Raw genomic sequence first — 23,303 nt, forward strand, 5'->3', positions numbered from 1 at the left:
TCGATCTCTCGAATAATAACGATTAAGGTTCATCATGGCGGGGCAACTCCTCAACCCTAACCTCCTTCTTGCCGTACCGCTGGCGCCGCTGGCCGGTGCCGCGATTGCAGGTTTGCTTGGCACCCAGTTCCTGGGTAATTTGGTCGGTCGCAAGACGTCGCATACCGCGACGATCCTGGGCGTACTGATCGCGTTCATCCTGTCCGTGCAGACGCTGCTGGCAGTGATGGACGGCGCGACATTCAATGGCACGATCTATAACTGGATGACGATCGGCACCCTGAAGATGGAAGTCGGCTTCCAGATCGATTCGCTGTCGGCGATGATGATGTGCGTGGTCACCTTTGTCTCGCTGATGGTGCACATCTACACGATCGGCTACATGAAGGACGACGAAGGCTACAACCGCTTCTTCGCCTACATCTCGCTGTTCACCTTCTCGATGCTGATGCTGGTCATGGCCAACAACTTCCTGCAACTGTTCTTCGGTTGGGAAGCCGTGGGCCTGGTCTCGTATCTGCTGATCGGTTTCTGGTACCAGCGTCCGACCGCCATCGTGGCCAACATGAAAGCGTTCCTGGTCAACCGCGTGGGCGACTTCGGCTTTATCCTGGGCATCGGCCTGCTGCTGGCCTACGCCGGCACCATGAACTACCAGGAAGTATTCGCCAAGAAAGACGAACTGGCTTTGTTGAGCCTGCCGGGTACCGACTGGGCCCTGCTGACGGTTGCCTGCATCTGCCTGTTCATCGGCGCGATGGGCAAGTCGGCGCAGTTCCCGCTGCACGTGTGGCTGCCTGACTCGATGGAAGGTCCTACCCCGATCTCGGCACTGATCCACGCCGCGACGATGGTGACGGCCGGTATCTTCATGGTCTCGCGCATGTCGCCGCTGTTCGAATTGTCCGACACGGCCTTGTCCTTCATCTTGGTGATCGGTTCCATCACGGCGCTGTTCATGGGTTTCCTGGGCATCATCCAGAACGACATCAAGCGCGTGGTTGCTTACTCGACCCTGTCGCAGCTCGGCTACATGACCGTCGCGCTCGGCTCGTCGGCCTACTCGGTGGCCGTGTTCCATCTGATGACCCACGCATTCTTCAAGGCACTGCTGTTCCTGGGCGCCGGTTCCGTCATCATCGGCATGCACCATGACCAGGACATTCGCAACATGGGTGGCCTGCGCAAATACATGCCGATCACCTGGATCACCTCGCTGGTCGGTTCGCTGGCCCTGATCGGTACGCCGCTGTTCTCCGGTTTCTACTCGAAAGACAGCATTATCGAAGCGGTCGAAGCGACCCATATCTGGGGTGCTGGCTTTGCCCAGTTCGCCGTGCTGGCTGGCGTGTTCGTCACCGCCTTCTACTCGTTCCGCATGTATTTCCTGGTCTTCCACGGCAAGGAACGTTTCGGCCAGGCGCATGCGCACGGTCACGATGATCACCATGCACCGAAGGCTGCCCACGGCGCCCACGGTGACGCGCATGACGACCATCATGAAGAGGAAGAAGACGACCACGCCCACCACGGCCTGGCGCCTGGCCAGAAACCGCATGAATCGCCATTCGTGGTCTGGTTCCCGCTGGTGATGCTGGCGATTCCTTCGCTGATGATCGGTTACTTCACCATCGGCCCGATGCTGCATGGCGACTTCTTCAAGGGCGTGATCTTTGTCGGCGAAAACCATCCTGCGATGGAAGAGTTGTCGCATGAGTTCCACGGTGCGATGGCGATGGCCATCCACGGCCTGTCGACGGCGCCGTTCTGGCTGGCCCTGTCCGGCGTGGTGGCGGCTTACTACTGCTACATGATCAACCCGCGCGTACCGGCCTGGTTCTTCGCCAAGTTCCACGCGATCCACACCCTGCTGGACAACAAGTACTACATGGACAAGTTCAATGAAGTCGTGTTTGCCGGCGGCGCCCGCGTGTTGGGCAATGGCCTGTGGAACTTCGGTGACAAGAAGCTCATCGACGGTCTGCTGGTCAATGGCAGCGCCAAGCTGGTGGGCTGGATCTCGTCGCTGTCGCGTGGTTTGCAGACGGGTTACATCTACCACTACGCGTTCGTGATGATCCTCGGCGTGCTCGGCGCCCTGATCTATTTCCTGCCATTCTGGCCCGCTAAGTAAGCTGACCTGATAAAAGAATACTGAGAACCATGATGCAGTCTACGATTTCTACACTACCTCCTTACCTGAGTCTGTCGATCTGGGTGCCGATCATTTGCGGCGTCCTGGTCCTGGCTCTCGGCCGTGACAGCAAAGCGGGTTTTACCCGCTGGCTGTCGCTGGCTGGCGCGGTGCTCAGCATGCTGTGCACCTTGCCGCTGATCCAGCATTTCGACAATGCCGCGCACGGCATGCAGTTTGTCGAAAAAGCGCCCTGGATTGAAACTTTCAATATCTGGTATTCGCTCGGTATCGACGGCCTGTCGCTGTGGTTCGTGCCGCTGACCGCCTTCATCACCGTGATCGTCGTGATCTCGGCCTGGGAAGTGATCGAGAAGCGCATCGCCCAGTACATGGGTTCGTTCCTGATCCTGTCGGGCCTGATGATCGGCGTGTTCTGCGCGCTGGACGGCTTGCTGTTCTACTTCTTCTTTGAAGCAACCCTGATCCCGATGTTCATCATTATCGGTATCTGGGGTGGTTCAAACCGCGTGTACGCCTCGTTCAAGTTCTTCCTGTACACCTTCTTCGGTTCGCTGCTGACCCTGGTCGCCATCATCTACCTGCGCAATGCCTCGGGCACCTTCGACATCCTGGCCTGGCATCAGTTCAAGCTGACATTGAACCAGCAGATCTTCATCTTCCTGGCCTTCCTGATGGCGTTTGCGGTGAAAGTGCCGATGTTCCCGGTCCACACCTGGTTGCCGGACGTCCATGTCGAAGCGCCTACCGGCGGTTCGGCCGTGCTGGCCGCCATCATGCTGAAACTGGGCGCCTACGGCTTCCTGCGTTTTTCGCTGCCGATCACGCCGGACGCCAGCCACTATCTGTCGGGTTTCATGATCGCGCTGTCGCTGATCGCCGTGATCTACATCGGCCTGGTCGCCCTGGTGCAAACCGACATGAAAAAACTGGTCGCCTACTCGTCGATCGCCCACATGGGTTTCGTCACACTGGGCTTCTTCATGTTCAACGACATCTCGGTGCAGGGCGGTATCGTGCAGATGATTTCGCACGGCTTTATCTCGGGCGCCATGTTCCTGTGCATCGGCGTGCTGTATGACCGCATGCATACCCGCAACATCGCCGACTACGGCGGCGTCGTGAACCGCATGCCGAAATTTGCCGCCTTCTTCGTGCTGTTCTCGATGGCCAACTGCGGCTTGCCGGCGACCTCCGGTTTCGTCGGCGAGTTCATGGTCATCCTGGGCGCGGTCCAGTTCAACTTCTGGATCGGCTTGCTGGCTGCGACGGCGCTGATCTGGGGCGCGGCATACTCGCTGTGGATGGCCAAGCGCGTGGTGTTCGGCAAGATCAAGAACAAGCATGTGGCCGAACTGACCGACGTCAACAAGCGTGAATTCTTCATGCTTGCCGTGCTGGCCATCGCCGTGCTCGTGATGGGTCTGTACCCAGCGCCGTTCACCGACACGATGCAGACCTCGGTGACCGATCTGCTCGCCCATGTCAAAGTCGGCAAGCTGCTGCCTTAATTAGAAGATCCATAACATGACTAATGCACCTAACCTGGTACCGCTGTACGCGGAAATCTTTCTGCTGATTGCCACGTCGGCGATCCTGCTGATCGATATGTTCTTGCCTGCGGCGAAGCGTTCGATCACCTATGCGCTGTCGCTGCTGACCCTGGCCGGCTGCGCCTTGCTGACCGTGGGCGACTTCAACGCCGGCACCACCGTCTACACGTTCCACAATATGTTCGTGTCGGACCCGATGTCGCAGTTGCTGAAACTGTTCTCGTATGGCGCCGTCGCCATGACCCTGATCTACTCGCGCAGCTATGCCACCGACCGCACCATGCTGTCGGGTAACCTGGGCGGCGAGTTCTACGTGCTGGCCCTGTTCGCACTGCTGGGCCAGATGATCATGATCTCGGCCAACAGCTTCCTGATCATCTACCTGGGTCTGGAACTGATGTCGCTGTCGCTGTACGCACTGATCGCCTTGCGCCGTGATAACGCCAAGGCCACCGAAGCGGCCATGAAATACTTCATCCTGGGCGCGCTGGCCTCCGGCTTCATGTTGTACGGCATCTCGATGCTGTACGGCGCGACCGGCACGCTGGACCTGGGCGCCGTGCGCGCCGCGCTGGAAGCGCGCACCGCCAATGAAACCATCATGGTCTTCGGCCTGGTGTTCCTGGTTGCCGGCCTGGCCTTCAAACTGGGTGTCGTGCCATTCCACATGTGGGTACCGGACGTCTATCAGGGTTCGCCAACGGCCGTGACCCTGCTGCTGGGCGCGGCGCCAAAACTGGCCGCGTTCGCCATCTGCCTGCGCTTGCTGGCCGAAGGCCTGCTGCCGATGGCACGCGACTGGCAACAGATGCTGATGATCCTGGCCGTGATGTCGCTGGCGATCGGCAACTTCACCGCCATCGCCCAGACCAACCTGAAGCGCATGCTGGCGTACTCGACGATCGCACAGATGGGCTTCGTGCTGCTGGGCCTGCTGTCGGGCACGGTTGCCGGTCCGGAGAACACCCTGAACGCCGCCGGTGCGGCCACCGCCTATGGCGCGGCCATGTACTACGTGGTGACCTATGTGTTCACCACCCTGGGTACCTTCGGCGTGATCATGCTGCTGGCCCGCAACGGTTTCGAAGCGGAAGAACTGGCCGACTTCAAGGGCCTGGGCAAACGCAGCCCAATCTTCGCACTGGTGATGACCGCCTTCATGTTCTCGCTGGCCGGCGTGCCGCCACTGGTCGGTTTCATGGCCAAGTACTCGGTGCTGGCCGCCGTGCTGGGCACGGGCCAGATCTGGCTGACCATCGTTGCCGTGCTGTTCTCGCTGGTCGGTGCCTTCTACTACCTGCGCGTGGTGAAAATGATGTGGTTCGACGAGCCGATCGACACCAACGCCCTGGTGGTGCATGGCGACATGCGCCTGGTGCTGGCCGCTAATGGCGCGCTGGTGCTGATCATGGGCGTGCTGCCAAACAGCATCCTGGTCGCTTGCGCGACGGCGATCAGCAAAACGCTGGCGTCGTAAGATGGACGCCACGGTATCGAGCTGGCTGGTGATCGCCATGGGTATCCTGGCGGCCAACCTGCCGTTCTTCAACGACAAGCTGTTTGCCGCCGTGCCCTTGAAGCACGCGGCGCCAGCCGATGGCAAAAGCTGGCGCAAGCCGCTGGCGCTGCGCCTGCTGGAGATGGTGGTGTTGTACTTCATCGTCGGCAGCGTGGCCTTCATGCTCGAAGCGCGCCTGGGTAATGCGTTCCCGCAAACCTGGGAGTTTTATGCCATCACCGGCTGCCTGTTCCTGGTGCTGGCCTTCCCCGGCTTCGTGGCGCGCTACCTGCGCAAACGCCGCTAGCAACACACTCCGAAAGCGGCGCCTCTGGCGCCGTTTTTTATTGAATAAAAGGACATCATGGACCAGCATCTGACTGAAACAAAAGTGGACGGCGAGACCGTTTTTACGGGCGGCTTTTTGCAGGTGCAGCGCGACCGCGTCAGCCTGCCTGACGGCAAGATCGCCGACCGCGAATATATCCTGCACCCGGGCGCCGTGGTGATCCTGCCGCTGCTGGACGACGGCACGGTGCTGATGGAGCGCCAGTTCCGCTACCCGCTGAACCAGGTGTTTATCGAATTCCCAGCCGGTAAGATCGATGCGGGCGAAGCGCACCTGGCCTGCGCCCGGCGCGAACTGCTGGAAGAGACCGGCTATACGGCCAGCGACTGGCAATTCGTCACGACCATTCATAACGCCATCGCCTATTCGGACGAGCACCTGGAACTGTTCCTGGCGCGCGGCCTGGTGGCCGGCGAGCGCCAGCTCGACGAAGGTGAATTCCTGGAAACGTTTACGGCCACCGTGCCGCAATTGCTGGACTGGGTGCGCGACGGCACGATTACCGACGTGAAAACCGTGATCGGCATCTTCTGGCTCGATAAAATCACCAGCGGCGCCTGGCAGCCGGCCTGAGGTCAGGCATGCGCGGCGCCGTCTTCCTGAGCCTGGCCCTGGCTTCCGGCAGCGTGCTGGCGCAGGCGCCGGCGCCGGCGCGCACGCCATTCCAGGTGCGCTGCGAAGACACCATCAGCAAGACCGTGTCCGTGCTGACGGCGCAGCAGAATGGTTATTCCATCGACACCCATCTGCCGTACCGGGCGCTGACCGCCATGAAGGGCGTGGCGCGCAGCAATGCCTTCGTGCTGGGCCTGACCAAGACCGATTCGCAGGTGAAAATCGCGCTGGCCGGCCCCATGCTGTTCGATCCCGCCAGCGGCTACGAATGCGTGGCGCCGCAGATCGGCGTCAGCCTGACGTATGCCCCCGTGATCATCTATATCGGCCGCGAATTTCCGCCCGGTACCTGCGCGTATGATGAGATACTCAAGCACGAGCTGCGGCACATGAAAACCTATATGGACCATCTGCCGCGCGTGGAAAAGACCGTGCGCGCCGCGCTGGCCAGGCGGTTCGAGGCGCGGCCCCTGTATGCGCCGCGCGGCACCGCCAAGGCGGCGCTGGCGCGCGAGATCGACACGGGCTGGCTGCCGTATATCAAGGCGGAAATGCGCAAGGTGGAAACCCTGCAGGCGGCCATCGATTCGCCGCAGGAATATGCGCGCCTCGGCAAGGCCTGCAATGGCGAAATCCAGACCATATTGGCCGGCAAGGCGCCGGCCCGCAAGTAAAGAAGGCAGCAATGACAGAGCAACTCAATACCACCCGCCATATCGCGCTGATCCCCGCCGCCGGCGTGGGCGCGCGCATGGAAGCAAACAGCCCCAAGCAATACCTGAACATCGCCGGCAAGCCCATGCTGCGCCACGCGCTCGACGCCTTTTTGGCCAGTCCGCTGATCGCCCACACCTATGTGGTGGTCAGTGCCGACGACGGCTGGATCGACGAAGTGATTCCCGAACACGGCGTGACGGTATTGCGCTGCGGCGGCGCTACCCGCATGGACAGCATACTGAACGGCCTGCACGCCCTGCAAGACGTGCTGCAGGGCATTGATCAGATACTGGTGCACGACGCGGCCCGGCCCGGCCTGACGCCAGCGCTGATCGCAAAGCTGATCGATGAAGTGGGCGATCATCCGGCCGGCGGCTTGCTGGCCTTGCCGGTGGTCGACACCGTCAAGCGTGCAGGGCAGGGCGGTGTCGTGGCCGCGACCGTGCCGCGCGACGGCCTGTGGCTGGCGCAGACGCCGCAGATGTTTTCCTATGCGCTGCTGCACCGCGCGCTGTCGGAAGCACCCGACCCGCAAGCAATTACCGACGACGCTTCCGCCGTCGAAGCGCTGGGCCTGTCGCCGAAACTGGTCGAAGGCCATCCGCGCAACCTGAAAGTGACCCTGCCGCGCGATATACAGACGGCCGAGATGTATCTCGCCTATCCTTGAACCCCGAACAGAAAGACCGCATGACGACCACCACCACTCCCGTTTTACCGTTCCGCATCGGCCAGGGCTATGACTGCCACGCGCTGGTGGAAAACCGCGACCTGATCATCGGCGGCGTGAATATCCCGCACCACCTGGGCCTGCTGGGTCACTCCGACGCCGACGTGCTGCTGCACGCGATCACCGACGCCATTTTTGGTGCGGCGGCCCTGGGCGATATCGGCCGCCATTTCCCCGACACCGACGCGCAATTCAAGGGCGCCGACTCGCGCACCCTGCTGCGCGAAGCCGCCGCGCGCGTGCGTGCCGCCGGCTATGTGATCGGCAATATCGACGCCACCATCATCGCCCAGCGCCCGAAAATGGCGCCCCATATCGGCGCCATGTGCGCCAACGTGGCCGAGGATTTGGGCGTGACGGTGGGCCAGGTCAATATCAAGGCCAAGACCAATGAAAAGCTGGGCTACCTGGGGCGCGAGGAGGGGATTGCGGCGGAGGCGGTGGCGTTGTTGCTGCGGGCATGAGGTATTAATGGAAAAACCATTTTTTAAGCGTTTTTTTAATGCTGTATGCATTTATAATTAAAAAAAACGAGTTTTAATCAAAAATGAGTAATTTTCTTGGTTATAAATGGCTGGCTGAGCACCTTGACATTGTTGCGGTGCAGCCATTTGCCGTCGAAAGTCAACTGGGACGCAGTCGTCGTACGCATGTCGCAGAAGAATTGCGTCAGGAAACCTATCCTGCCAGTGCGCAGCTGCAACCCACCATTGCCGCCCATCTTACTTTCGCCTTCAAGCACGAAATAGTCAACCTTGAATTCCTGTTCCGACTTTTCAAGCGCGTAGACGCCGCCGTCTTCGAGCAGTGGATACGTAATGAGCCCACCGGCGGCTATGCGCGGCGGACCGGGTTTTTCTATGAATGGATGACAGGCCTGAAGCTCGACGTGCCGGATACGCCTGCCGGAAACTATGTCGATGCGCTCGATCCCGATACCTATCTTGTCGCGACGCGCGCGCTGAATGTGCCTAGGTGGCGAATACGCGATAACCTGCCGGGAACCCCACAATTTTGCCCGATTGTCATCCGTACCGGGGCTATCAGGCGCATGGAATCCTACGATTGCCCCGCTGCCTTGCATGCACTGGAGGTCGAGTTTGGTTCGGACATCCTGCTGCGCAGCGCTGTATGGCTGACCATCAAAGAGTCGCGGGCTTCCTTCCTGATCGAGCACGAAGAACGCAAAGTAGAGCGTGTGCAGCGATTTGCTGCCGTGATGGAAAGCCGCTGCGGCAAAGATCCGCAGCCGCTTTCTGTTGAAACGCTCAGTTCTTTGCAAGCGGAGATTCTGGGAGCCGCCACGCGCTATGGCATCCGGCAGTCGCCGGTCTTCGTCGGGCATAGCGTCAACTACCTCGACAAGGTTGATTACATTGCGCCGCATTGGGAGCAAACACAGCCTTTGTTGCAGGGTTTGCAGGATACACTTGTTAAAACGCAGACCGCGTCACCGCTTATCCGAGCAGCCATCGCCTCGTTTGGCTTCGTGTTCATTCATCCGATGAGCGATGGAAATGGGCGTATTTCAAGATTTCTGGTCAATGACATCTTGCGTCGCGACGGCGCCGTAACAGAGCCTTTCATCTTGCCGATATCGGCGACGATCACCAATAGTACTGCTGAGCGTGCTGGCTATGACAGAGCCCTTGAGCGCTTCTCCCGCCCACTCATGCGGCACTATGCTGACAAGTACCGTTTTGGCGCAATGACAAGCCATGCGGATGGTGTAGAAAGCACGCTGCATTTCGATGCTTATGACGATGCTGAGCCGGTGTGGCGGTTTCCTGATTTGACTGGTCAAGCCGAATACCTGGGACACGTGATCCAGGCGACTATCGAACTGGAAATGACGCGTGAGGCGATATTTCTTCGTGACATAGAGCGCGCACGGGCCGATGTAAAAGAGTATCTGGAAGGCCCGAATACGGACATTGATCACATTATCCGTTCGGTACGCGAAAATCGGTGGAGTGTTTCCAATAAACTGAAAAAGACTTTTCCTCAACTGCAAGATGGGGAACTGGCCGAGTCTATCGTCAGTGCGATTCGCAATGTATTCGATCCGCAACACGGTCCTGCAACGGACGACTAGCCTTGCGAAATGGCTAGCAGCTTGAACTGGCTCAAATTGCCGACCTTGGCACCGCCAAACACAACACCACCCGCAATCCAGGATCATTGTCTTCCAGTCGCAGAATGCCGCCATGCAGGCGCGCCACGGCGCATACCAGCGCCAGCCCCAGCCCGACGCCTGGCGTGCCGCGACTGGTGTCGCTGCGATAAAAACGCTCGACCACGCGCGCGCGTTCGCTTTCCGGCACGCCGGGGCCGTTGTCGGCCACCGTCAGTTCGATATCGAGCTCGCCGCAGCGGCGCGCGCCGATCGCGATATGGCCGTGGGCCGGTGCACATTTCAAGGCGTTTTCCACCAGGTTGCCCAGCGCTTGCGCCAGCAGCAGCGGGTCGCCCACGGTTTGCAGCATGCCCTGTGGCAGGAAAGTCAGGCTGACGTCGTTCAGTTCCGCCACCGGCAAGTAAAACTCCGTCACTTCCGCCGCCAGCTTCGCCAGGTCGACCGGCACGAAGCCGCCGCGGCGCGTGCCGCTGTCGATTTCGGCCAGGCGCAGCAGGGCGTTGAAAATCGCCATCACGCGGTCGACGTCGTTGATGGCGGCGTCGATCTCGGCATAGGTGTCGGCTTCCGGCGGGCGCGTGACGGACAATTCCTCGAGCCGGGCGCGCAGTTCCGACAGCGGCGTGCGCAGGTCGTGGGCGATGGCGTTCGACACGTCCTGCACGCTGTGCACCAGGTGCTCGATCTGGTCCAGCATGCCGTTCACGGTGTGGGTCAGCCTTTCCAGTTCGTCGCCCTGGTGCGGTGTCGGCAGGCGCTGCGTGAGCTTGCCGGCAATAATGGCGGCGGTGGTCTGGCTGATGCTGTCGACCTTGCGCAGCAGCACGCGGCGGATCAGCAGGGCGCCCAGCACCGCCACCAGCAGCACGGCGCAAGCGCAGCCGAGCAGGCCGCGCACGAACAGTTTTTCCAGTTTTTCAAAGCGATTCAGGTTGCTGGCCAGCAGCAGCCGGTAGCCGCCCGGCAGCACCGTGTGGGTCAGCTCGACCCGGCGTTCGATGCCATCGACCAGCAAGGTCGCCGAGCAGGGGCTGGTATGGCTGGGGGCGCCGGTTGGCCAGGCGTCAAGGTTGCCGGCCAGCTTGACGCCGTTCGGCGCCATGAACAGCATGAGCCGGCCCACGCCCTGGTAGGTGCCGCTGGTCTGCGCCTCGATCGCCACCGACAGCGCGCCCGGGCCATTGCTGGCAAACAGTTTCGACAGGCGTTCGGTATCGGTTTGCAACAATTCCGTGCGCACCTCTTCCACATTGGTTTTCCAGGTGTACCACAGCGGGCCGGCGAACATCGCCAGCACCAGCAGGCTGACGGCCACGTAGCCGGTGGCGATGGTGCGCGCCGAAAAGGCGGGCACGCGCAGCAGGGAAAACCGCTCAGGCATGGTCGCTCAGCATGTAGCCGGCGCTGCGCACCGTGCGCAGCAACTGGGTAGGAAAACCAGCGTCGATCTTCTGGCGCAGCTTGCTGATATGCACGTCGATCACATTGGTCTGCGGATCGAAATGGTAGTCCCACACGTTTTCCAGCAACATGGTGCGCGTGACGATCTGGTTGGCATGGCGCAGCAGATATTCCAGCAGCTTGAATTCGCGCGGCTGCAAGGTCAGCTGCTTGCCGTCGCGCATCACCTTGTGGGTCAGCAGGTCGATCGACAGGCCGCCCAGCGCCAGGCTGGTCTCCACGCTTTTTTCCTGCGAGCGGCGCAGCAGGGCATCCAATCTCGCCAGCAACTCGCCAAACGCGAACGGCTTGATCAGGTAATCGTCGCCGCCGCTTTTCAGGCCACGGATGCGCTCGTCGACGCCATCGAGGGCGCTCAAAATCAGGATCGGCACCCGGTTGCCGCTCTTGCGCAAGGTTTCGACGATGGCCAGGCCATCGATGCCGCCCGGCAGCATGCGGTCCATGATGATGGCGTCATAGGTGGCGCTGACGGCGTGGTACATGCCGTCGCGGCCGTTGTCGGCATGGTCGACCGTGTGTCCGGCCTCGCCCAGTCCCTTGATGACGAAGCGCGATACGCGCTCGTTGTCTTCCACTAATAATAATTTCACTGCCAGCCTCGTCTCGATCAGGTCGCGCCGTGTTCGCGCCAGCCGCCACCGAGCGCACGGTACAGTTCCAGCAGGCTGTTCCAGCGATTCAGGCGCGCCGCGACCAGGGCGATCTGCGCATTGTACAGGTCGGTCTTTGCGTTCAGCACGCTCAGGTAATCGTCGACGCCGTTGTCGTAGCGCAGTTCGGCCAGGGCCAGGCGGCGCTGCTGGGTATCGCTGTAGGCCTGCCGCGCCGCCAGTTCCGCTTCATAGGTGCCGCGCGCCGCCAGGCCGTCGGCCACTTCGCGAAACGCCACCTGCACGCTTTGTTGGTATTGCGTGACGCCAATATCTTTCGCGATGCGCGCCGCATTGAGATTGGCCTGGTTGGCGCCGCCGTCGAACAGGGGCAGCAGCAATTGCGGCGCGAACGACCAGGCGCCCGAGCCGGCGTTGAACAGATTGCCCAGGCTGGAGCTGGCGGTGCCGGCGGTGGCCGTCAAGGCGATGCGCGGAAAGAAGGCGGCACGCGCCACGCTGACGCGGGCGTTTTCTGCGCGCAACAACGCCTCGGCCTGCTGCACGTCAGGGCGGCGCAACAGCAGGTCCGACGGCAGGCCGGCCGGGATCTCGGCCATCAAGGCCAGGTCGCGCAGCGGTACCGGCGCGGCCAAGTCGGCCGGCAACTGCTGGCCCAGCAGCAGCACCAGCGCATTTTTCGCCTGTGCCTGCTGGCGTATCAAGGCCGCCTGGTTGGCCTGCGCCTGCTGCACCACGCCTTGCGCCAGGGTGGCATCGAGCTCCGATCCGGTGCCCGTGTCGTAGCGCAATTTGGCGATACGGTACGATTCGCGCGCCGCGGCCTCGGTATCGTTGCTGACCGCCAGCTGTTCACCGAGGGCCAGCATCGACAGGTATTGCTCGCTGACCTGGGCGACGAGCACGATCTGCGCCGCCTGGCGCGCGTGGCTGGTCGCCAGGTATTGTGCGCGCGCCACATCGTCAAGCGCATTCAGGCGGCCGAAGAAATCGAGCTCCCACGAGGCCGACAGGCCCGCGCTGCGGTTGTAGCTGACGCCACGGTTGCGATTCACGTCATCGGTACTGGCCGAATTGTTCTTGCTGTTGCTGCCGGCAACGGACAGATCGACTTGCGGCACCTTGGCCGCTTGCTGCAGCTGCAGCTGGGCCCGTGCCTGCTCGACCCGCAGCATGGCCACGCGCAAGTCGCGGTTATTGTCGAGCGCGATGCGCACCAGGCGGCGCAGGCTGGCGTCGCCCAGGAATTCCGCCCAGCCGGTGTCGAACGCCGACACGGTCGCGCCCGGTTTGTCGGCCGCATAGGCCGGGCCGGTGGGGTAGGCGGCTGGCGCCGCGTCGGGGCGCTGATACGGTTCCTGCAGCGCGCAGCCGGCCAGGGCCAGGGCGCCGGCGGCAGCGAAAAAGGTTTTCAGATAAGTCATCAGTGCGCTCCTTCTACCGCGGCGGCCGGCGTGACGGCGGGCTGTTTCACCTTGCCCGCCACCAGCACGTAAAACAGCGGGATCATGTAAGTGGCCAGGAACGTGGCGCTCAGCATGCCGCCGATCACGCCGATGCCCAGCGCCTTCTGGCTGGCCGCGCCGGCGCCGGACGCCAGCGCCAGTGGCAGCACGCCCAGCACGAACGCCATCGAGGTCATGATGATGGGACGCAGCCGCAGCTTGGCTGCTTCCATGGCGGCGGCCAGCGGTGTCGCGCCATGCTGCTGCAACTCGCGCGCAAATTCCACGATCAGGATCGCGTTCTTGGCCGACAGGCCGATGGTGGTCAAGAGCCCCACCTGGAAGTACACGTCATTCGACATGCCGAACAGGCTGGCCGCTCCCAGCGCCCCAAGGATGCCGATCGGCACCACCAGGATCACCGACACCGGCACCGACCAGCTTTCATACAGCGCGGCCAGGCTCAAAAATACCACCAGGATCGACAGCGCATACAGCAGCGGCGCCTGCGCACCGGCTTTCGATTCCTGCAAGGAGATGCCGCTCCATTCGTAGCCTATGCCTTGCGGCAATTGCTGCGCCAGCCGCTCCATGGCGGCCATGGCCTGGCCCGTGCTCTTGCCGGCTGCCGGCTTGCCGAGAATTTCAGCCGCTTCCACGCCGTTGTAGCGCTGCATGGCGGGCGCACCCCAGGCCCATTCGGCGCTGGCAAAGGCCGAAAACGGCACCATCTCGCCCTGCTTGTTACGCACGTGCAGCAGCTTGATATCGTCCGGGTTCATGCGGAACGGCGCGTCGGCCTGCACGTAGACGCGCTTGATGCGGTTGTCGGTGTCGAAGAAATTGTTGATGTATTTCGAACCCCAGGCGGTGGAAAAAGTCTGGTCGACTTCGCTCAGCGAGACGCCCAGCGCGGCCGCCTTTTCATGGTCGATATTGATTTTATAGGTCGGATTGTCGGCCTGTCCCGTAAACCGCACCTGCATCAGGTCCGGGTCCTGGCGGGCCAGGTCCAGCAACTGGTCGCGCGCCTTGGCCAGCGCCGCGTGGCCCAGGTTGCCCCGGTCCTGCAGCTGGAACGAAAAGCCCGAGGCCGAACCGAGGCCACGGATAGGCGGCGGTTCGATCGGCGTGATCAGTGCGCCCTGGTAGGAGCCATAGCGGGCGGCAATGCGCGCGCCCAGCGCCGAGACGGCCAGATTGGCATCCTTGCGCTCGCCCCAAGGTTTCAGGCGCACGAACAGGCGGCCCAGGTTCTGCCCGCGGCCGTTCGAATTGGCGCCGTTGATCATCATGGTGGCGTCGACCATGGCCGCCTCGTCCTTCAGCAAGTAGCTGCTGATCTCATCGAGCACGGCACCGGTGCGCTCCAGCGTGCTGCCGGCGGGCGTTTGCACCTGCACGAACATATAGCCCTGGTCTTCGTTCGGCAGGAAGCCGCCCGGCAGGCGCATGAACAGCCACAGCACCACGCCGATCAGCGCCGCGTAGACCAACAGCCAGCGGCCACGGTTGCGCACGATGCCCGCCACGCTGCCCAGGTAGCCGTCGCGGCGCGCGTCAAACGCGCGGTTGAACCAGCCAAAGAAACCTTTTTTATCGGCATGGCCCGGATCGGGACGCTTCAGGACCATCGCGCACAGCGCCGGCGTCAGCGTCAGCGCCACGAACACCGACAGCAGCATCGAGGCCACCACCGTCAGGGAAAACTCGCGGTAGATGGCGCCCACCGTGCCGCTGGAAAACGCCACCGGCACGAACACGGCGCACAGCACCAGCGCCACGCCGATCAGCGCGCTGCTGATCTGGCCCATGGCTTTTTGCGTCGCCTCGAACGGCTCCAGGCCGTCTTCATGCATCACGCGTTCGACGTTTTCCACCACCACGATGGCGTCATCGACGAGCAAACCGATGGCCAGCACCAGGCCAAACATCGACAGGGTATTGATGGTAAAGCCCATCGCCGACATCACGCCGAAGGTGCCCAGCAGCACCACCGGCACCGTGATCGACGGAATCAAGGTGGCGCGCACATTCTGCAGGAACAGATACATCACGAGGAAGACCAGGATGATGCCTTCGATCAGGGTTTTCACCACCTCATGGATCGATACTTCGATAAACGGCGTCACGTCATTCGGATACACCACGCGCAGGCCGCGCGGAAAGTAGGGCGCCAGTTCGATCAGGCGCGCACGCACGGCTTCGGCCGTGGCCAGCGCATTGGCGCCCGGCGCCAGCTGGATGCCCAGGCCCGAGGCGCTCTTGCCGTTGTAGCGCACGTCGACGTTGTAGTTTTCAGGCCCCAGCGCGATGCGCGCCACGTCGGCCAGGCGCACGCGGGCACCATCGGGCAAGACTTTCAGCAGGATGCGGCCGAACTGCTCGGGCGTGCGCAGCAAGGTCGCCTGGGTAATCGTGGCGCTCAGCATCTGGCCCGGCACCGACGGCGAGCCGCCAAGCTGGCCGCCCGAGATCTGCACGTTCTGCGTCTGGATCGCCTGGTTCACGTCCAGCGGCGTCAGCGCATAGCCGGTCAGCTTTACCGGGTCGAGCCAGATGCGCATCGCGTACTGCGTGCCGAACAGATTCATGCTGCCCACGCCGGGAATGCGGCTCAGCGGGTCCTGGATATTCGACGCCACATAGTTCGAGATATCGAACTTGCTCATGCTGTTGTCGTCCGACACGAAGCCGGCCACCATCAGGAAGTCGCTGGTCGATTTCGTCACGCGCAGGCCCGACTGCTGCACTTCGGCCGGCAGGCGCGAGGTGGCGGACTGCAATTTGTTTTGCACCTGCACCTGGGCAATGTCCGGGTCGGTGCCCGGCGCAAACGTCAATGTCGTCGTCGACTGGCCCGTGTCGTCGCTGGTCGACGACATGTACAGCAGGTTGTCGATCGCGCTCATCTGCTGTTCGATGACCTGGATCACGGTATTTTGCAGGGTTTCGGCCGAGGCGCCGGGGAAGGTGGCGGCGATCTGCACCACCGGTGGCGAGACGGGCGGGAATTGTTCGACCGGCAGCTTGAAGACGGCGATGCCGCCGGCCAGCATGATGATCAGCGACAGGACGATGGCGAAAATCGGGCGGCGGATAAAGAAATGGGACATGCGGCGGTCCTCAGTTCTGTGCCACGGCGGGGGCCGGGGACGCTGCCAGCACCTTGACGGCGCTGCCGGGCTTGAGCTTCTGGATGCCGCTGACGATCACGCGCTCGCCGTCCTTCAGGCCGCTCTCCACCAGCCACTGGCCGCGCAAGAGGGTCGTGGCGACCACCGTGCGCTGCTGCGCCTTGCCGGTGGCGTCCACCAGCATCACCGTCGCCTCGCCTTGCGGGTTGCGCGTGATGGCCGGTGCCGGCACCAGCATGGCGCCTTCGCGCACGCCCTGTTTCACTTCGGCGCGCACGAACATGCCCGGCAGCAGCAAGTGTTGCGGATTCGGGAAACGCGCGCGCAGGGTGACCGAGCCGGTGGCCTGGTTCACCGTCACGCCGGAAAACTCCAGCGTGCCCTGCTCGCCATAGCTGCTGCCGTCTTCCAGTTTCAATGTCACGCTGGCCTGCTCCTTGCCGCCGCTCTTCAGGCTGCCATCCGTCAACTGGCGGCGTAGCGCCAGGCCTTCGGCGCTGGACTGCTGCAAGTCGACATACATGGGGTCGATCTGCTGCACCGTGGTCAGCAAGGTGGCGGCGCCGCCCTGCACATAGGCGCCTTGCGTCACTTGCGACACGCTCGAGCGCCCGGCGATCGGCGCCGTCACATTGGTATAGGCCAGGTTGATGCCGGCGCTGGTGACTGCGGCTTTTGCGGCGGCCACGTCGGCGGCCGCCTGCAGTTGCGCGGCCAGCGCGTTGTCGTAGGCCTGCTTGCTGACGGCATTGCCCTTGATCAGCACCTGGTAGCGTTCCAGCTGCGCGTTGTTGCTGACCAGATTGGCCTGCGCACGCTGCAGCTGCGCCTCGGCGCTGGCCAGCGCGGCGCGGTAGGGCGCGGCGTCGATCTGGTACAGCGCCTGGCCGGCGCGCACGTCGGCGCCTTCCGTGAAGCTGCGTTTCAGGACCACGCCATCGACGCGGGCGCGCACTTCGGCGATCAGGAACGGTGCCGTACGGCCAGGCAATTCGACGCTGAGCGGCACGGCGCCATGGCGCACCGTCAGCACGGACACCTCCGGCGTGGTGCTGGCGGCCGGTTTGGGCGCGGGGCTGCAGGCAGCCAGGGTCAACAGGCAAAGGGGAGCGAGAGGGCGTAGACGGGACAAGGAGGGCATGGCGCAATTCCAGAAGTCGGACAAGAACAAGGAGGTTTGTTGCACTGCACTATGCCTGCGTGCCGCTTACGCCAGCCTTTGCGGAACATTAAATTTTTTTAATGTTGGTTTATGCTGGCACGACTAGGCTGTACGCTTGCCATTCATGTCACGATCCAGGAGAAAACCATGCCTCATTTACGTTCCCTACGCGCCACGGCGATTGCCGCCGCCATGCTGGCCTTGAGCTTGCCCGCCCACGCCGAACTGGCCGCCACCGGCGAGCCGCCGGCCGCGAAACAGGCTTGGCGTGCCGTGACGGTGGCCGAGGGCGTGCGCCAGCCCTGGGGCATCGCCTGGCTCGGCGACGGCCGCGCGCTGGTCACCAGCAAGGAGGGGAGCTTGCATATCCTGAACGGCCAGAAATTCGACGAGGTGGCGCTGGAAGGCATGCCCAAGGTATTCACGGGCGGGCAGGGCGGCCTGCTCGATATCGTGCTGCACCCGCAAGATGCGGCGAAACCGAATCCGCGCGTCTACATGACGGTGGCGACCGGCACCAACGAGGCGAATCGCACGACCCTGGTGCAGGGTGTGTTCGATGGCAAGAAGGTGACGGGGATCAAGACCTTGTTCAAGGTCTCCACCGACAAGAGTGGTGGCCAGCATTTTGGCTCGCGCCTGCTGTGGCTGCCGGACGGCACTTTGCTGATGAGCGTGGCCGATGGCGGCAATCCGCCGCTGCGCATAGGTGACCGGCTGGCGCGCGAGCAGGCGCAAAACCCGGCCACCCACCTGGGATCCATCCTGCGCCTGACCGACGAAGGCAAGCCGGCGCCCGGCAATCCGCTGGCGGCCAAGGGGGCCTTGCCGGAAATCTGGTCGATGGGGCACCGCAATATCCAGGGCCTGGCGCGCGATCCGGTCTCGGGCCGCATCTGGGCTACCGAACACGGCCCTTATGGTGGCGACGAGCTGAACCTGGTGGTGGCCGGCGGCAACTACGGCTGGCCGCTGCAGGGCTATGGCGCCGACTACAAAACCCATGAACCGGTGGGCAAGCATGAAGTGGCCGGCATGATCAACCCGAGCGTGGCCTGGGTGCCGTCACCGGCGCCCTCGGGCCTGGCCGTGTATTCGGGCGACAAGATTCCCGCCTGGCGCGGCAGCGTCTTCAGCGGCGGCCTGGCGGCCAAGGATATCCGCCGCGTGGCGCTCGACGCTGCTGGCAAAGTGACGGGCCAGGACCGCCTGGCGATTGGCGAACGCGTGCGTGACGTGAAGCAGGGGCCGGACGGTTATCTGTATGCGCTGACGGACGAGAGCAACGGCAAGCTGCTGCGCATCGTGGCGCAATAAACCAGCGAGCAAGGCGCTGTCTGCTTTAAGATGGCGCCTTTGTTCAGGAAGAGTGAGTCATGGCCCGTGATACCTATGCCTACCGGCAGGTCGCCGTCGAATCGCGCGAGATTCAAGGCAAGCTGGAAATCCGCCCGGTGCCGGGGCAGGCGTTCTCGCCCGAGCTGGCCGTGCAATGCTCGCGCCGCCTGCTTGACCTGCGGCGCTACCCGCTGGGCAGCCGTTTTTTATTGTTCGCCAAACTGACCGACCGCCTCGGCGGCACGCCGTATCTGTATGCCTGGCATGGCGACGCCGACGTGCTGATGACGCCGGCCGAAGTCACGAAATTTCTCGGCGAATTCAGGCGCGGGCGCATCTGACGCCGCATGACGTCAGGAACTGGCCGAAATGGTTTTCGCCAGGTCGCTCGGCGCCTTGCGCCGCCAGGCCGCCGTCAGGGCCGCCGCCAGCATGTCCAGTTCGGCGTCCGCCAGGCGCACCGTGATGCCGGCCAGCCGTTCTCCCCACAGCAGTTTTTCGCAGCCGGTCGGCGAGATGACGGTGGCGATATGCGCCGCTTCCGCATCGAGCAGCACATTGATGTGCTCATCGTCGGGCAGGGTGGCGAAGATCTTCCCGCCGACGCGAAACGCGGGCCGGTCGTGGTGCTCTTCCTCGGTGGTATCGGGAAATGACAATGCCAGATAGCGTAGTTCTTCCAGGTCGACCATTTCCTCTTTCTCCCTCAACGGACAGACAGTAATGTATGTGTGCATTTTGCCATGGTGCTTCGCCGCGTGGGGCCGGCATGCGTGAAAAGAATGCGGCGCCATGCGACAGCTGCCGCGCCGTTTGTGGCGTCGGCGCGACACCGCGGTCGCATCGCCAACCGCGCACAGGTACGCCGCAAGCCGCATTTTTCCTCGCAGCACCGAATTTTATTGATTGTAAGAATGGCATCTCTGATGGTAAAAAGAAAAATTCTTTGCATTTGAGAATTTTCAGCTAGAATAGCGTCATTGTCTTGCCTGACCCGTCTATCGTTTTGATCCTGTTCCGGAAACCCGACCCTTTTCCAGGACGCTTGTGGCGCAATCGCGCTGCCGCAAGTCCGCCACCCGCGCGGGGTTCATGCCACCGGCCGCTCATCCCTGCAGTTTGCAGCGCACCGCCGACACGCCTCAATGCAGCGTGAATTCAGCTGAAGCGCTCCCATGCCTTTATTACTGGATCCATCATGAAAAACTTGCCTAAATTTGCCTTGTCCCTGATCGCCGTTGGTGTGTTTGCCCACGCGAACGCCAGCACCATTACCGTTTCCACCGGCTATTCCACCGCCGGCGCGCAAAAAAGCGCCGATGCCTACAAGACCGTGGTCGATGCCGCCGTTGCCAAGCCGACCGTGGGCTATGGCAGCAAGACTGTCGCCAGCTACAACGCCCTCGACAACAGCAGCCTGTTCGGCAGCTCGACCAATATCGCGTTTCGTTCGACCATCGATTTCGGCGTGACCGCCGCCCAGGCCGGCAGCTGGAGCTTTCGCACCGGCGTCGATTTTTCGCAAGGCGGCGCCTTGTTCCTGGACGGCGTGGCGCTCGACGTCGGCACCAACGACATGTGGTGGAACGGCAGCTACACCAACAGCAATGGTTTCCTGAACGGCAGCAGCACCCTGGCCGCCGGTAACCACACCTTGAGCATCTACGGCCTGGAAAGCTGCTGCGACGGCTTCCAGCAAGCCCAGTTCAAGGCGGGCAACAGCAGCTACACCAGCTTCAGTTCCACCGACGGCCTGGCCTCGGTCTCGGCCGTGCCGGAACCGTCGACCTACGCCATGCTGCTGATTGGCCTGGGCTTGCTGGCCTTTACCGGCCGCCGCAGTACGCAGGCGGTCAAGTTCCAGGCATAAACAGACTGGACCGCATTAAAAAAGCCCGCTGGCGCATTACCGCGCCAGCGGGCTTTTTATTGGTGCGCAGCGTTTATTCGCCGCTGTCGTCCTCGCTGTCTTCATCGCCGCTGCCACCCTTGCCGCGTTCCGCATCGACGCCTTTTTGCAGCGCCTGCGCATCCTTGAACAGGGCGTCGGTGGTATGGTCGGGACTGAGGCGCAGCACCGGCGGATACAGCACCGACATATACAGTTCGTCGGACAGACGGCCATTGATTTGCAGATTGCTCAGGAGAATCATGGTCGAGCCAAGAATCGCCAGCACCGCGCCCACCAGCGCGAAGCGGCGCGGGTGCTGGGGCTTGATGGTCCACAGGTGGAAGAAGATCATGGCGCAGACGATGACGATGAACAGATGGCGTCCGTAGCGCGTCAGCGATTCGAGCGACAGCGCATAGGCGGCCATGGTGCTGGCCAGTTCCCATACTTCCATCGCCACCAGGCCGCAGCCGATGATGAACACATGGCGCCCGAAACGGGCCGTCTGGCCGAACAGGCGGTTGGCCACCGCCCAGATCGACGCCCACACCAGGCCGCCGGCCATCGCATAGGCGATGATCATCAGATAGGAAATCGGCTCGAACTTTTCCGCGTCGCCGAGCCAGTTGCTGAAAGCGGCCGAGGCGGCGATCATGGCCAGGCCCGCCACGGCCGGGCGCAATCCCTCCCAGCCATGCATGGTGGTGTCGCTGCGCTCGGGCGCCACCGGCTGGTCGGCGCCGCGCACGCGCAGCCGCGTGTGGCCCAGGCGCACCACGGTGTCGCCTTGCAGGGCCAGGGCCTGCTGGCGCCGGCCCTGGTGGATCACGCCGTTATGGCTGCCCAGGTCGCGCAGCAGCAGGCCGCCTTCGCCGTCGTCTTCGACGATGGCGTGCTCGGGCGCCGTATGCGCGTCGTCGAGGATGAAGTCGTTGTCGTAGCCTCGGCCGATGCGGATCGGCAAGGACTCCACCCGCTGGCGCTGCTGCACCTCGCCATTGGCGGCCAGGATCTCGATGTAGTAGGGCGCTCTCATGGCTTGCCCGCCAGCTTGGCTGACGGTGTGCGCGACAGCGCTTCGAGGAAGGTGCGCGTCACGCGCAGGCCATTGGCATACGACACGCCGCGCGCGTCGATGCGGCTTTGCAGATTCATCAGTGGCTCATCGGTGCTGGCGGCCAGCAGGGCAAAATCATACAGGCCGGGAAATTTTCGGTAGGCGCGCACGCACACCAGGGCGCGCAGCGGCAGGCTGGCGTTCCTGACGAACTGCTCGGTACAGTGCGGACCGGTCAGGTGGGCGCTCTTGTAGTTGCCGAAGCTTTCGTTCTTGAACGAGGCGCTGGCCAGCTCGGCAAAGCGCAGTGCGCCCAGCTCGCTGCTGCGCAGGAACTCGTGGCGCATCGACACCTGCCCCGTTTGCAGGGCGCCGGAAATGAAAATGGCCGATTCCATCGCGCAACTGGTATTGTCGATGGTATAAGGCTTGTCGGCTTTGACGTTAGAGCGGCCCCAGCAGCGCATCTGTTCCGATTCGCGCACCGGCACCCGATACGGCCCCATGGCTTTCAGGCTCAACGGCGTTGCCAGCAGGCGCGCCAGCATGGCGTCCTGGTGCGCCAGCAATTGCGTGGTGACCACCGGCTTGAAATCCTTCGGCGGCTTGACCAGGCGCGCCGCCTGCTCCAGCAACTGCTGGGCGTAGCGGGCCGGCACCAGGAAGCTGACCAGTTCGCCGTCCAGGCGTTTCGATACATTGATGCCGGCCACGTCGCCGCTGGCCGTCACGCTGGGCCCGCCGCTCATGCCGGAATTGATCGGGCCCGTAAACATCAGCTGGTCGTAAAAGCTGCGCGTGACGACGCCGTTGTAGGCGCCTTCGGAAATCGCAAAGCCCAGGTCGAGCGGATTGCCCATCGAATACAGGTACTGGCCTTGCGTCAGGGTGGCCAGCTGCGCCGGCATCTGGAAAAATCCGGTGCCGTGGCGGTTGACACGAATCACGGCCAGGTCGTGCAGCACGTCGACCGCCAGCAATTCCACGTTGCCGCGCTGGCCGGCCGTGTCCACCCATTCGCCGACATAGGTGTCCGGGTCGAGCGCGAATTGCGACACCACGTGGTAGTTGGTGACCACCAGGTCGCCCGTGCCGATCAAGAAGCCCGAGCCGACCGACGACTGCGTGCGGCCGTTTTTCAGCAGCACCCGTACTTGCAATATATCGGCGCGGGCGGCCGTGTACAGCTTTTGCGCGGCCGAGGACGGCGGCGGCAGGGCGGCATGTTCGGTGGCGGCGGGCGCGGCCGTGGCGGGCGGCGGTTTGGCGGGGGAGGCTGGCGCCGCAGTGGCGGACGCAGGAGCGGCGGGAGCCGGCGCGGGGGCGGCGTGCGTGCCGGCGGCGGCAGACAAGCCGGCCAGCAACAAGGCAGTGTTAAGTAATTTCATGCATCCTTGGGGCGTGAAGAAAGCAGGTGGCGCACCAGGCGCCGCGCGCCCGGCCC

General features: G+C 62.9%; 20 protein-coding genes. 12 read left to right on the forward strand and 8 right to left on the reverse strand.

Annotation, left to right across the window (positions count from 1 at the left end; translation table 11 throughout):
- Positions 1-34 precede the first annotated feature (34 nt).
- From nuoL to Q8L25_RS14185, 9 genes are all read left to right on the forward strand, one after another.
- A complete protein-coding gene (nuoL, locus tag Q8L25_RS14145; RefSeq protein ID WP_308925416.1) occupies positions 35-2,134 on the forward strand; it encodes an NADH-quinone oxidoreductase subunit L in 2,100 nt (699 codons plus the stop codon).
- 29 nt (positions 2,135-2,163) lie between these two features.
- Positions 2,164-3,666, forward strand: a complete 1,503-nt coding sequence (locus Q8L25_RS14150; protein ID WP_308925417.1) for an NADH-quinone oxidoreductase subunit M — start codon at positions 2,164-2,166, stop codon at positions 3,664-3,666.
- A gap of 16 nt (positions 3,667-3,682) precedes the next feature.
- The gene (gene nuoN, locus Q8L25_RS14155) at positions 3,683-5,185 is read left to right on the forward strand and encodes an NADH-quinone oxidoreductase subunit NuoN (RefSeq protein WP_308925418.1); all 1,503 of its coding nucleotides are present in this window, start codon (positions 3,683-3,685) and stop codon (positions 5,183-5,185) included.
- Between the two features lies 1 nt (position 5,186).
- Positions 5,187-5,513, forward strand: a complete 327-nt coding sequence (locus Q8L25_RS14160; RefSeq protein ID WP_308925419.1) for a DUF2818 family protein — start codon at positions 5,187-5,189, stop codon at positions 5,511-5,513.
- A gap of 57 nt (positions 5,514-5,570) precedes the next feature.
- Complete coding sequence (locus Q8L25_RS14165) at positions 5,571-6,128, forward strand: NUDIX hydrolase (protein WP_308925420.1); 558 nt, start codon at positions 5,571-5,573, stop codon at positions 6,126-6,128.
- 8 nt (positions 6,129-6,136) lie between these two features.
- The gene (locus Q8L25_RS14170) at positions 6,137-6,844 is read left to right on the forward strand and encodes a hypothetical protein (protein WP_308925421.1); all 708 of its coding nucleotides are present in this window, start codon (positions 6,137-6,139) and stop codon (positions 6,842-6,844) included.
- Between the two features lie 11 nt (positions 6,845-6,855).
- The gene (gene ispD / locus Q8L25_RS14175; RefSeq protein WP_308925422.1) at positions 6,856-7,557 is read left to right on the forward strand and encodes a 2-C-methyl-D-erythritol 4-phosphate cytidylyltransferase; all 702 of its coding nucleotides are present in this window, start codon (positions 6,856-6,858) and stop codon (positions 7,555-7,557) included.
- A 20-nt stretch (positions 7,558-7,577) separates the two neighbouring features.
- Entirely contained in the window at positions 7,578-8,081 is a 504-nt protein-coding gene (gene ispF / locus Q8L25_RS14180; protein WP_308925423.1) for a 2-C-methyl-D-erythritol 2,4-cyclodiphosphate synthase, read from the forward strand.
- 83 nt (positions 8,082-8,164) lie between these two features.
- Positions 8,165-9,712 carry a Fic family protein gene (locus tag Q8L25_RS14185; protein WP_308925424.1) on the forward strand — a complete coding sequence of 516 codons (1,548 nt, stop codon included), beginning with the start codon at positions 8,165-8,167 and terminating at the stop codon, positions 9,710-9,712.
- A 31-nt stretch (positions 9,713-9,743) separates the two neighbouring features.
- On the opposite strand, the gene Q8L25_RS14190 is transcribed toward Q8L25_RS14185, so the two are convergent.
- The 5 genes from Q8L25_RS14190 to Q8L25_RS14210 are packed head-to-tail and all read right to left on the reverse strand — an operon-like array spanning position 9,744 to position 17,552.
- A complete protein-coding gene (locus Q8L25_RS14190; protein WP_308925425.1) occupies positions 9,744-11,135 on the reverse strand; it encodes an ATP-binding protein in 1,392 nt (463 codons plus the stop codon).
- Positions 11,128-11,808, reverse strand: a complete 681-nt coding sequence (locus tag Q8L25_RS14195) for a response regulator transcription factor (RefSeq protein WP_308925426.1) — start codon at positions 11,806-11,808, stop codon at positions 11,128-11,130. Before Q8L25_RS14195 ends, Q8L25_RS14190 begins: the two co-directional genes overlap by 8 nt.
- Before the next feature lie 17 nt (positions 11,809-11,825).
- Positions 11,826-13,253 carry an efflux transporter outer membrane subunit gene (locus Q8L25_RS14200; protein WP_308925427.1) on the reverse strand — a complete coding sequence of 476 codons (1,428 nt, stop codon included), beginning with the start codon at positions 13,251-13,253 and terminating at the stop codon, positions 11,826-11,828.
- Positions 13,253-16,390, reverse strand: coding sequence for an efflux RND transporter permease subunit (locus Q8L25_RS14205; protein WP_308925428.1), 3,138 nt, complete (start codon positions 16,388-16,390; stop codon positions 13,253-13,255). Before Q8L25_RS14205 ends, Q8L25_RS14200 begins: the two co-directional genes overlap by 1 nt.
- Positions 16,391-16,400: 10 nt before the next feature.
- Entirely contained in the window at positions 16,401-17,552 is a 1,152-nt protein-coding gene (locus tag Q8L25_RS14210; protein ID WP_308925429.1) for an efflux RND transporter periplasmic adaptor subunit, read from the reverse strand.
- A gap of 168 nt (positions 17,553-17,720) precedes the next feature.
- Between Q8L25_RS14210 and Q8L25_RS14215 the strand changes: the two genes are divergently transcribed.
- Together Q8L25_RS14215 and Q8L25_RS14220 are read left to right on the forward strand one after the other, a co-directional pair.
- Positions 17,721-18,890 (forward strand): PQQ-dependent sugar dehydrogenase, encoded by a 1,170-nt coding sequence (locus Q8L25_RS14215; RefSeq protein ID WP_308925430.1) that lies wholly within the window; start codon positions 17,721-17,723, stop codon positions 18,888-18,890.
- Positions 18,891-18,949: 59 nt separating this feature from the next.
- Complete coding sequence (locus Q8L25_RS14220) at positions 18,950-19,252, forward strand: hypothetical protein (protein ID WP_308925431.1); 303 nt, start codon at positions 18,950-18,952, stop codon at positions 19,250-19,252.
- Between the two features lie 12 nt (positions 19,253-19,264).
- Here Q8L25_RS14220 and Q8L25_RS14225 read toward each other — a convergent pair whose 3' ends face one another.
- Entirely contained in the window at positions 19,265-19,603 is a 339-nt protein-coding gene (locus tag Q8L25_RS14225) for an MmcQ/YjbR family DNA-binding protein (RefSeq protein WP_308925432.1), read from the reverse strand.
- Between the two features lie 506 nt (positions 19,604-20,109).
- On the opposite strand from Q8L25_RS14225, the gene Q8L25_RS14230 reads away from it, so the two are divergent.
- Positions 20,110-20,781: a CCXG family PEP-CTERM protein gene (locus Q8L25_RS14230; RefSeq protein WP_308925433.1), complete on the forward strand. Its 672-nt coding sequence runs from the start codon at positions 20,110-20,112 to the stop codon at positions 20,779-20,781.
- A 73-nt stretch (positions 20,782-20,854) separates the two neighbouring features.
- On the opposite strand, the gene Q8L25_RS14235 is transcribed toward Q8L25_RS14230, so the two are convergent.
- Positions 20,855-21,838: an FHA domain-containing protein gene (locus Q8L25_RS14235; RefSeq protein ID WP_308925434.1), complete on the reverse strand. Its 984-nt coding sequence runs from the start codon at positions 21,836-21,838 to the stop codon at positions 20,855-20,857.
- Positions 21,835-23,247, reverse strand: coding sequence for a serine protease (locus Q8L25_RS14240; protein WP_308925435.1), 1,413 nt, complete (start codon positions 23,245-23,247; stop codon positions 21,835-21,837). Before Q8L25_RS14240 ends, Q8L25_RS14235 begins: the two co-directional genes overlap by 4 nt.
- Positions 23,248-23,303 lie beyond the last annotated feature (56 nt).

Origin of the sequence: Janthinobacterium sp. J1-1, from assembly GCF_030944405.1 — a bacterium.
GTDB lineage: Bacteria > Pseudomonadota > Gammaproteobacteria > Burkholderiales > Burkholderiaceae_D > Janthinobacterium.